This is a genomic window from Marinitoga sp. 1197 (assembly GCF_001021165.1).
Classification (GTDB): Bacteria; Thermotogota; Thermotogae; order Petrotogales; family Petrotogaceae; genus Marinitoga.
Window position 1 is genome coordinate 1 of sequence record NZ_AZAY01000018.1, and the last position, 8,662, is coordinate 8,662.

General features: G+C 30.8%; 12 protein-coding genes and 1 pseudogene. 1 reads left to right on the plus strand and 12 read right to left on the minus strand.

Going from position 1 to position 8,662, the window contains the following annotated elements; all coding sequences use genetic code 11:
* Window positions 1-117: 117 nt before the first annotated feature.
* Window positions 118-299 (plus strand): annotated as a pseudogene (locus X275_RS11905) (IS1634 family transposase); the annotation flags it as partial.
* Between the two features lie 5 nt (window positions 300-304).
* Here the strand turns inward: X275_RS11905 and X275_RS05765 are convergent.
* From X275_RS05765 to X275_RS11780, 12 genes are all read right to left on the minus strand, one after another.
* A complete protein-coding gene (locus X275_RS05765; protein WP_052913684.1) occupies window positions 305-2,167 on the minus strand; it encodes an NAD(P)/FAD-dependent oxidoreductase in 1,863 nt (620 codons plus the stop codon).
* 22 nt (window positions 2,168-2,189) lie between these two features.
* Window positions 2,190-2,453 carry a 4Fe-4S binding protein gene (locus tag X275_RS05770; RefSeq protein ID WP_047267954.1) on the minus strand — a complete coding sequence of 88 codons (264 nt, stop codon included), beginning with the start codon at window positions 2,451-2,453 and terminating at the stop codon, window positions 2,190-2,192.
* A gap of 18 nt (window positions 2,454-2,471) precedes the next feature.
* Window positions 2,472-2,804 carry a NifB/NifX family molybdenum-iron cluster-binding protein gene (locus tag X275_RS05775; protein WP_047267955.1) on the minus strand — a complete coding sequence of 111 codons (333 nt, stop codon included), beginning with the start codon at window positions 2,802-2,804 and terminating at the stop codon, window positions 2,472-2,474.
* A gap of 12 nt (window positions 2,805-2,816) precedes the next feature.
* Window positions 2,817-3,161, minus strand: a complete 345-nt coding sequence (locus X275_RS05780) for a NifB/NifX family molybdenum-iron cluster-binding protein (RefSeq protein ID WP_047266740.1) — start codon at window positions 3,159-3,161, stop codon at window positions 2,817-2,819.
* Between the two features lie 17 nt (window positions 3,162-3,178).
* Window positions 3,179-4,051: an ATP-binding protein gene (locus tag X275_RS05785; RefSeq protein ID WP_047267956.1), complete on the minus strand. Its 873-nt coding sequence runs from the start codon at window positions 4,049-4,051 to the stop codon at window positions 3,179-3,181.
* Window positions 4,048-4,896 carry an ATP-binding protein gene (locus X275_RS05790; protein ID WP_047267957.1) on the minus strand — a complete coding sequence of 283 codons (849 nt, stop codon included), beginning with the start codon at window positions 4,894-4,896 and terminating at the stop codon, window positions 4,048-4,050. Before X275_RS05790 ends, X275_RS05785 begins: the two co-directional genes overlap by 4 nt.
* A gap of 118 nt (window positions 4,897-5,014) precedes the next feature.
* Window positions 5,015-5,254 carry a DUF5320 domain-containing protein gene (locus X275_RS05795; RefSeq protein WP_047266737.1) on the minus strand — a complete coding sequence of 80 codons (240 nt, stop codon included), beginning with the start codon at window positions 5,252-5,254 and terminating at the stop codon, window positions 5,015-5,017.
* The gene (locus tag X275_RS05800) at window positions 5,254-5,544 is read right to left on the minus strand and encodes a DUF5320 family protein (protein WP_156166200.1); all 291 of its coding nucleotides are present in this window, start codon (window positions 5,542-5,544) and stop codon (window positions 5,254-5,256) included. The genes X275_RS05795 and X275_RS05800 overlap by 1 nt, the downstream gene beginning before the upstream one ends.
* A 200-nt stretch (window positions 5,545-5,744) precedes the next feature.
* Window positions 5,745-6,545 carry a mechanosensitive ion channel family protein gene (locus X275_RS05805; RefSeq protein WP_047267958.1) on the minus strand — a complete coding sequence of 267 codons (801 nt, stop codon included), beginning with the start codon at window positions 6,543-6,545 and terminating at the stop codon, window positions 5,745-5,747.
* A gap of 14 nt (window positions 6,546-6,559) precedes the next feature.
* Window positions 6,560-7,345: a flagellar basal-body rod protein FlgG gene (gene flgG, locus X275_RS05810; RefSeq protein WP_047267959.1), complete on the minus strand. Its 786-nt coding sequence runs from the start codon at window positions 7,343-7,345 to the stop codon at window positions 6,560-6,562.
* A 30-nt stretch (window positions 7,346-7,375) separates the two neighbouring features.
* Window positions 7,376-8,110, minus strand: coding sequence for a flagellar hook-basal body protein (locus X275_RS05815; RefSeq protein WP_047267960.1), 735 nt, complete (start codon window positions 8,108-8,110; stop codon window positions 7,376-7,378).
* 227 nt (window positions 8,111-8,337) lie between these two features.
* Window positions 8,338-8,511 (minus strand): PD-(D/E)XK nuclease domain-containing protein, encoded by a 174-nt coding sequence (locus tag X275_RS11780; protein WP_335337384.1) that lies wholly within the window; start codon window positions 8,509-8,511, stop codon window positions 8,338-8,340.
* Window positions 8,512-8,662: the final 151 nt, after the last annotated feature.

Sequence of the window (8,662 nt, forward strand, 5' to 3'; positions counted from 1 at the left end):
AAGCTTGGATTTAAACAAATTAATGAAAAGGTATATAAGATACATAAAAAATAGAGGAGCAATAATGTTCATTTGAAATAAAACCCGGGAAATTCCCGGTTTTATTTTTATTGAATTAAATCAGAGATTTCGTTTGATACGATAAAACCAATATTTCACTGGACACAAAAAAAATAAAAGGTCATATTGTAAAGAGTTTCATATCTTACATAATACAAAGAACACTCGAATTAGAATTAGAAAAAAACAACGGTCAAACTCAGGAAAAAATCTCCCGCACGAAGCAGGAGATTAATTATTTTAATTATATTTTCATTGCTAATTCAAAGCCTTCAGTTGATGCGTCTATTATTTGTCCAACTTTTAATGCGTCTCCTATTAAATATACATTATCTAATTCTTTTGATAATTCTTCATATAGTTTATTATCTGGTTTTGTGCCTGCCGTAATTACAATATCATCAAATTCACCTAAAGAAACTTCTTCTTCTTTGGTTTGAACGAATACTTCTTTCCCTTTAATTTCTTTTACTATAGTTTTTGTATAAATAGATATTTTTGGAGCATAATTTTTCTTAAATAATTTGCTTGCCACTATTTCCATTCCTCTTCCAACTTCATCTAACGCCTCAACAACAGTAACTTTCTTGTTTTCTTTAACCAATGCTTCAGCAACTTCTAATCCTATTAAACCTCCGCCAATTATTAATACCCTCTCACCATTTATTTCTTTTCCTTCAAAGAAATCGAAGCCTGTAATGTAATTTTCTAATCCTTTAATAGGAGGGACAAATGGGTTTGCACCAGTTGCCACAATAATTGCATCAAAAGAACTGTTTTTAAAAGTTTCTGCTGTAACCTCTGTATTTGTTTTTATAGTTAATTCTTTTTCTGCTTTTTTTATTAAATCATCTAATGTATCCTTCATGGACATTTTTCCAGGCGATTTATATGCTAATACCCATTGACCACCTAAATATGCATTTTTTTCAAAGATAGTTATATCGTAACCTTTTTTCTTTAAGTATAAGCCAGCAAATAATCCTGCTGGACCTGCACCGACTATTGCTATTTTCTTCTTATTTTCAATGTTAACAATAAATTCTTTATGTAATTCTGGATTTGCTATACAACCTATTGGTTTTCCTGCTTTTACATTTCCAAGACATCCTTGTAAGCAACTACCACATCTTAAATAATCATCAGAATTTGATAATATTTTATTTGGAAAGTCTGGATCAATAATTAATTGTCTTCCAAAGACTACACCATCTACTATTTTATCTTTCACTAATTTTTTGTATCTTTCATTTTTATGCATTCTACCTGCGGCTATTAATGGCAATGAAGTTAATTCTCTTATTTCCATTAACTTTTTATCCATTATATCTGTTGGTAATGACATATGATTATAATACCATGGAGCTGAATCACATGCATTTCCCCACCCAACATGAATTGTAGAAACATTAAATTCTTCTGCTAGAGCAAATATTGTTTTTAAATCATCATTTGTTATTCCATTTTCCACAAACTCACTTCCGGAAATTCTGATAAACAAAGGGATTTTGAGCTCTGATGTTATAGAAGATAGGAGTTCTCTGGCAAATTTGAATCTATTTTTTCCATATTCATCATCCCTTTTATTCAGTCTTTCAGAATAAAATTGATGAACTATATACCCGTGTCCAAATTGAATCTCGATTCCATCAACACCTGCTTTCTGAGCTCTTAATGCATTTTCTTTAAATGCATCGATTATATTTTTTATTTCATATTCTGATAATTCTCTTGGAATTTGACCTGTAGAAGGGCATTTGATTGATGATGATGATAAAACTTCACCTGATGCTTTTGGGTTTGCAGCTCTTCCAGCGTGATTAAGATGTACAATTAATTTTGTTTCGTGTTTATGAAGTGCGTTAGTTAATTTTTTCAATCCTGTTATGTGTTCATCTGTATTTAACATAGTTTGTTTTGGGTGTTCTTTACCTGAAGGTAAAACCGCTATTGGTTCTAAGATAATTGTGCCAACTCCACCTTTTGCTTTTCTTTCGTAGTATGCTATTTGTTCGTCTGTAATAAATCCTGTTTTTGGTGTGGCTAATGCTGTTTTTACTGGAGCCATAAATATATGATTTTTCGTTTCAAAATTTCCAAATTTCAAGAAAAATCACCCCTTTTCTTTTTTAAAATCCCCTATTTCTTCCTAATCCTCTACCCATGCCGCGACCCATTCCTCTGCCTCTACCCATGCCACGCATTGCCGGGTTTTCAGAGTTTGGTCTTATAGCATTTTTAGGACATTTTTCCATACACAATCCACATCTTGTGCAAATGTCATTATTTATGTATGGATAACCATCATTTTTTAAAGTTATTGCTCCTTCAACAGGACATACATTTACACATATTTTACATTTTACACATTCATTTTCTTTTATCCATGGCATGTTATCACCTCCAGGAGATTATTCTACTTCTCCAGCTAACATATATCTAACTTCTTCTAATGCATCTTCAACTGTTTTTGATTCAACTATTAAAGGTTTGTATCCCCATTTATCGAGCTTTATCATGGAACCTTTTCCCATTGAATTCCCTACCCAGACTTTGCAATGACCTAAAAATTCTTTTATCTCTTCTGCTTTTGCGTGCATATGGGTTTCCGCATATGGGTTTTTTATTTCTTCTATTTTTTTAAATTCGTTTCCGTCATAATCATATACAACATATATTTCAGAATGTCCGAAATGTTCATCATTTATATGTATTCCATCTTTTGTTCCAAATGCTATTTTCATTATCTCAACTCCTTAATGTGTTGCACTTTCTACTTTTTCTAATTTTCCATTCTTGTAATTTTCAATTATGTTAGCTAATGTATCTTTTTTTGTTAAATAAACTTCTATTCCTGCAGCTTTTAAAACTTCGAAGGCATTTTTTCCAACACTTTCCAATATTAATATATTAACACCTTTTTCTGCTAACATTTGCGATACTTTTGGCCCCATGCCATGTGCTTCATTTGCTGTGTTTTCTACTATTTCAACAATTTCGTTTTTTTCTAAATCATAAATTACAAAAAGTTCGGCTCTTGCAAACCTATCGTTGCTTAATGAGTCTAATGTTTTTCCTTGTGATGGTATTGCCAATTTCATAATAACACCTCCATAATTTATTTTAATTTTTGCATTACCTTATTGAATATATCTTTAATTGCTTTTGCAGCTGAACTATTTTCATAATTAACAACAGGATTTATTTCTAAGTTTGATTTTTCTACTGTTTCGTCAAAAGGAATTTCACCGAGTACTTCAATTCCATCGCTTATACAGTAATTTATTATTTCTTTACTTACAATAGAATTTAAATCATATTTATTAATTACAACACCAAAATCTCTTCTAAAATGTCTTACTGTTTCTACAATCCTTTTTAAATCATGTAATCCCGACGTTGTTGGTTCGGTTACTATAACAACATAATCTGTTGCTGTTATAGATGAAGTTGCAGGACATCCAATACCAGGAGCGCCATCGATTAATACAATATCTTTATTTTTTTCCTGGGCTTTATTCATGGCTAATTTTCTAACTTCTGCTACTAATCCACCAGAGGTTTCTTCTCCAGGGTTTAAATTAGCATGAACAATATCTTTTTCATCATTAAGTGATGAATAATAATATTCTCCAGATAATGCAGTTTCTAGTTTTATAGCATTTTGAGGACAAGCTATAACACATGCATTACAGCCTTCACATGCATATGGATCTACATCATATATACCATTCTCAAAGGTTATAGCTTCAAATCGGCAGATATTTTTACAAATACCACATTTATCGCATTTATTTTGATCTATTATAGCTTTTTTTCCACCATAATAATCATATTTTTCTTTTAATTCACCATTGAACATTAGATTCAAATTAGCAGCATCAACATCACAATCAGCAAGGACTGCGTTATTTAATAGAGCTCCAAAGGAAGAACTTAAGGTTGTTTTACCTGTTCCACCTTTTCCGCTGACTATAGCTAATTGCTTCATATAATCATCCCCTTTATGGTTTCAAAGGCCTTTTTGAACTTTTCTTCCCATTCTGGTAAATACTGAGAGAATATTTTTCCTTCTGAATATAATTTTGCTATATTTCTATCAAAAGGTATTTTTAATATTATAGGAATATTTTCTTTTTTAGAATATTCATCTATCATATTTGTTTTACCTGTATCTCTATTTACAACAATGCCTGCAGGTATGCCCATTTCTTTTACTAAATCTACAGCAAGTGCTAAGTCATGTAGTCCAAATGTTGTTGGTTCCGTCACTAAGATAGCAAAATCTGTGTTTCTTAAGCTTTCCACCACAGGACAAGATGTTCCAGGTTGTGAATCGATTAATACAATATCTGAAGATCTATCTATATGCTTTTTTAATTGTCTTATAATCCTTACACCTGAAGGTTCCCCTATATTTAAAAGACCCATTCCAAATTTTAAATTTTCATTTATTTTTCCTAATTTTATTTTACCTATACTTTTAGGTTCTTCTTTAATAGCATTTACAGGGCAAACCATAGCACATGCTCCACAACCGTGACATAGGCTTTCAAATACCATTGTTCCTGTTGGAAATACAGAAATAGCACCAAACTGACATGCTTTAGCACATTCCCCGCATTTTATACATGCGTTATTATCTACTATAGGTAATAAAATATCTACACTTTCCTCTTTTTCAAAATTTATATCAAAAAACAAGTGATCATTTGGTTCTTCAACATCAACATCTAATAACTGAACATTGTATATTTTTGATAGCGTGTATGCTAAATTGGTAGAGACAGTTGTTTTACCTGTTCCACCTTTTCCACTTAATATAGTAATTTTCACGTTCTTTTCCTCCTGTTCAATTATTCATATATATTATACCACTATATATACAAAAATGATATATTATATTAAATACTTATAAAAGAGGGTTGGAAACCAACCCTCGATTAAAATATTTTTACCACCAATTTCTTCCGTGTCCCCTACCAAAACCTCTACCATATCCGGCGGCAAAACCTCTACCAAAACCGCGTCCCATGCCAAAACCTCTTCTGAATCCATAAAATGCATTATTAAAAGGTCTCACCCATCTATATACTGGTGAAACTGGAGCAATATATCCTGGATTTGCACATGGCCCCAATCTTCTTCCGACTGGTCCTGTTCCCATTGGGCCTGTTCCATCAAAGCCTGGCATCACCTTTCACCCCCTTGAGAATATCTATCAAGTTCTCTTAATCTTTCTTCGACAAAACGCATTTCTTCTTCAAGATATCTCTTATAATCTAATAACATAGCTTTTTCATCTGATGGCCTGTAATATTCGTCATAATTTCCTGCTCCATATTCAAAGCCTCTACCAAAGCCACGTCCCCTACCAAAACCTCTTCCAAATCCTGCTCCCATTCTTCTTCCCATACCATAACCATGTCCCATTCCTCTACCGAATCCTCTTCCATATCCATAATTATCATCATAATATGCCATGTCATTCACCTCCGTTTTCTATATGTTTTTTATATATATGTCTACTTTTATTATATACATAATACATATATATGTCAACTGTTTAGATGAAATTATTGTAACATTTTTTTTATTTTATATAATTATATGGTATTGCAGATGCTAAACTTTTAAACAAATCTAAAAATAAATGAGGCTGAAAATTTCAGCCTCATTTATTTTTAGCCCCTTTTTATATTTATGTCTATCTGTGTAAAAGGTATTTCAATATTATTTAGTTTTAATAATTCAAATATTTCTGTAGCGATTTTTTTAGTGCCTTCAAAATAATCATCTTTCTTTAACCAGAATTTTATGGAAAAATCTATAGAAGAATCGTTGAATCCTGAAAACCAGATAAAAGGCTTATGCTCATTATCTTGGTAAATTAAATGTGATGTTTTTAAATATTCATTTATCAATCCAAGAAATTTCGTTAAATCGGTATTATAAGAAACTCCAAGATTAATCTCACTTCTTCTGATATTTGATGGCCAATAGTTTGTTATTGAACTGTTCCACATAGTTTTATTTGGTATTCTGACGAGCTTTCCATCAAAAGTTTTTATAACTGTATGATTCAAATCTATTTGATCAACGCTTCCAGAAATGTCATTTACCTCAATAGCATCTCCTTCTTTTATTGTTTTTGAAAACATCAAAAGGATTCCACAAATAAAATTAGACAACGGTTCCTGTATCGCAAATGCTACGATAACTCCAGATATTCCAAGACCTGTTAAAAATGGCATGAAATCCTTAAATAATAAAGATAAAATAATAAATCCTCCAAGCGTGTAATAGAATATATTTATTAAGACTTTTGATGTATTTTTGTATGCTATTGATCTTCCAGTTTTTTCAGTTATTTTCATCATCGATTTGTATGTTATTTTAGAGAAAAATTTAGTTAGTATTAAAACGATTATGCTTATACCTATTCTCAAAGAATAATCAACAATTATATTCATATCTATATTCATATCTTTAACCTCTATTATCTTTTCAATGTTCCAACTGTTCTTAAGAAATCATCTGCTGTTTGTACCGCTCTTGCATTGAGATCGTATGTTCTTTGTGCGACGATCATATTGACCATTTCTTTAACAACATCCACATTGGATTTTTCTAATGATCCCTGTTCAATTGAACCATACCCATCCTGATTCGGAATACCTTCAGTAGCTACACCGGATGCTGGAGTGGACAAATATAAATTATTTCCTATAGATTTTAATCCTGCTGGATTTACAAACCTAACAAGGGTAATATTACCAACATTTTGTATTGTTCCGTCTGGGAGCTTTGCACTTACTATACCATCTGGTGAAATATTTACACTTTCAGCATTTGTTGGTAATGTTATATTTGGAACCAATAATAATCCATTTGAATTAACCAATCTTCCATTAGCATCTACTTTAAATGAGCCATCTCTTGTATATGCAATTCTACCATCTTGTAATTGCATCTGAAAGAATCCGTCTCCCATTATTGCAAGATCAAAAGTTCCACCAGTTTGTTCTATATTACCTTGTGTGAATATTCTATTAGTTGCAGCTACTCTAACTCCATGACCTACATATTCACCTGTTGGCAATGTTGAGTTTTGAGCTGTTGGAGTTCCAGCTTCTTTTATAGGTGTATATAACAAATCCTGAAACTCAATCCTTTGAGCCTTATAACCTGTCGTGTCTACGTTTGATAAATTATTAGAGATAGTGTCGAGTCTTCGTTGTTGTGCTATCATTCCAGTTGATGCAGAATAAAGAGATACTAACATATTTTTTCCTCCTTGAAATTATATTATTGATTATATTCTTTGAGCGCTTTCTATGATCTTGCCAGTCATTAAATCCTGAGTTTGAACGGATTTTTCTAATATATTAAACGCTCTATTAGCATTTATTAAATTTATCATTTCCTTTAGAGTATTTACGTTTGATTTTTCCAGACCACCCTGCATTATTTTATAATTTTCAGTTGATATTTCATTACCAGTAAAGAGATTTATTCCGAATTTAGAAGGGTTTTTAAGATTAACTACAGCAATTTTCTGGCCTGTTAACTGATTTCCGTTATATATATTTCCCTTTTCATCAACATTAAACTTTTCAGGAATTTGAATACGTTTATTGTTTATATCAAGTACATAGTCACCATCTGAGGTTATTAAAAATCCTTCCTGATTTCTTTTAAATTCACCATTTCTGGAGTAAAAGATCTTAGAATTCCTTTCTATTTTAAAAAAACCATCTCCAAATATTGCAAAATCCAGAGGATTATTTGTTTCTTCGATTTTTCCCTGAGACATTATTGGTTTTGTTTCATCTGAAATTAATGCGGTTTCCATATACCCAATATGTCTACCTTTGCTGAAGTCAGTTGAATTATAATTTCTGAATTCTTTTTCAAGATATGCTTTAAAGGTTATTTCGTCTTTTTTATATCCTGTAGTATCAGCATTAGATAAATTATTTGATATATTATCAAGTTGTGCCATATTAGCAAGCATACCCATGGTAGAAAAATAAAGTCCTCTGGTCATATAATCGCCTCCTGCGAAGATATTCATTAATATAATTCTTTTTATTTGTACATATTTCCTAAATTGTATTTTAAAATATAGAAAAGAAGATGATGATAGAACTTTTATTGATGAGATTATTGATAAATTTTTATAACAAAATCCCCGAAAACGGGGATTTTTGTATTATATTTTTTCAATTATATAATTTTCAATATTCCTTTTTTCTGAATCTATGTTTATCCCTATTATATATATTTCTTTTCTTTTATCTGGTTTAGTGCCTCTTTTGCGCTTTTGTTTATTTTTATTTCAAAAAGATATATCCTTTCATCAAAGTCTATTACAAGGTCGCTTAGTACTAAATTTGTTAATTCTTCTGCTTTTACATCTATTCCTGATGATGCTATTATTGTAAATATTAATGAATGATAATATTTTTTCTAAAAAGTCATACATAGAATTATTTTACTTTTGATGGATTTTCAAAATTAGTTTTTATGAACCATATATGCAATTTTATCCCATTTTCTTCTTCTAATATATATTCAAAATCTTTTATTGTATTTGAGT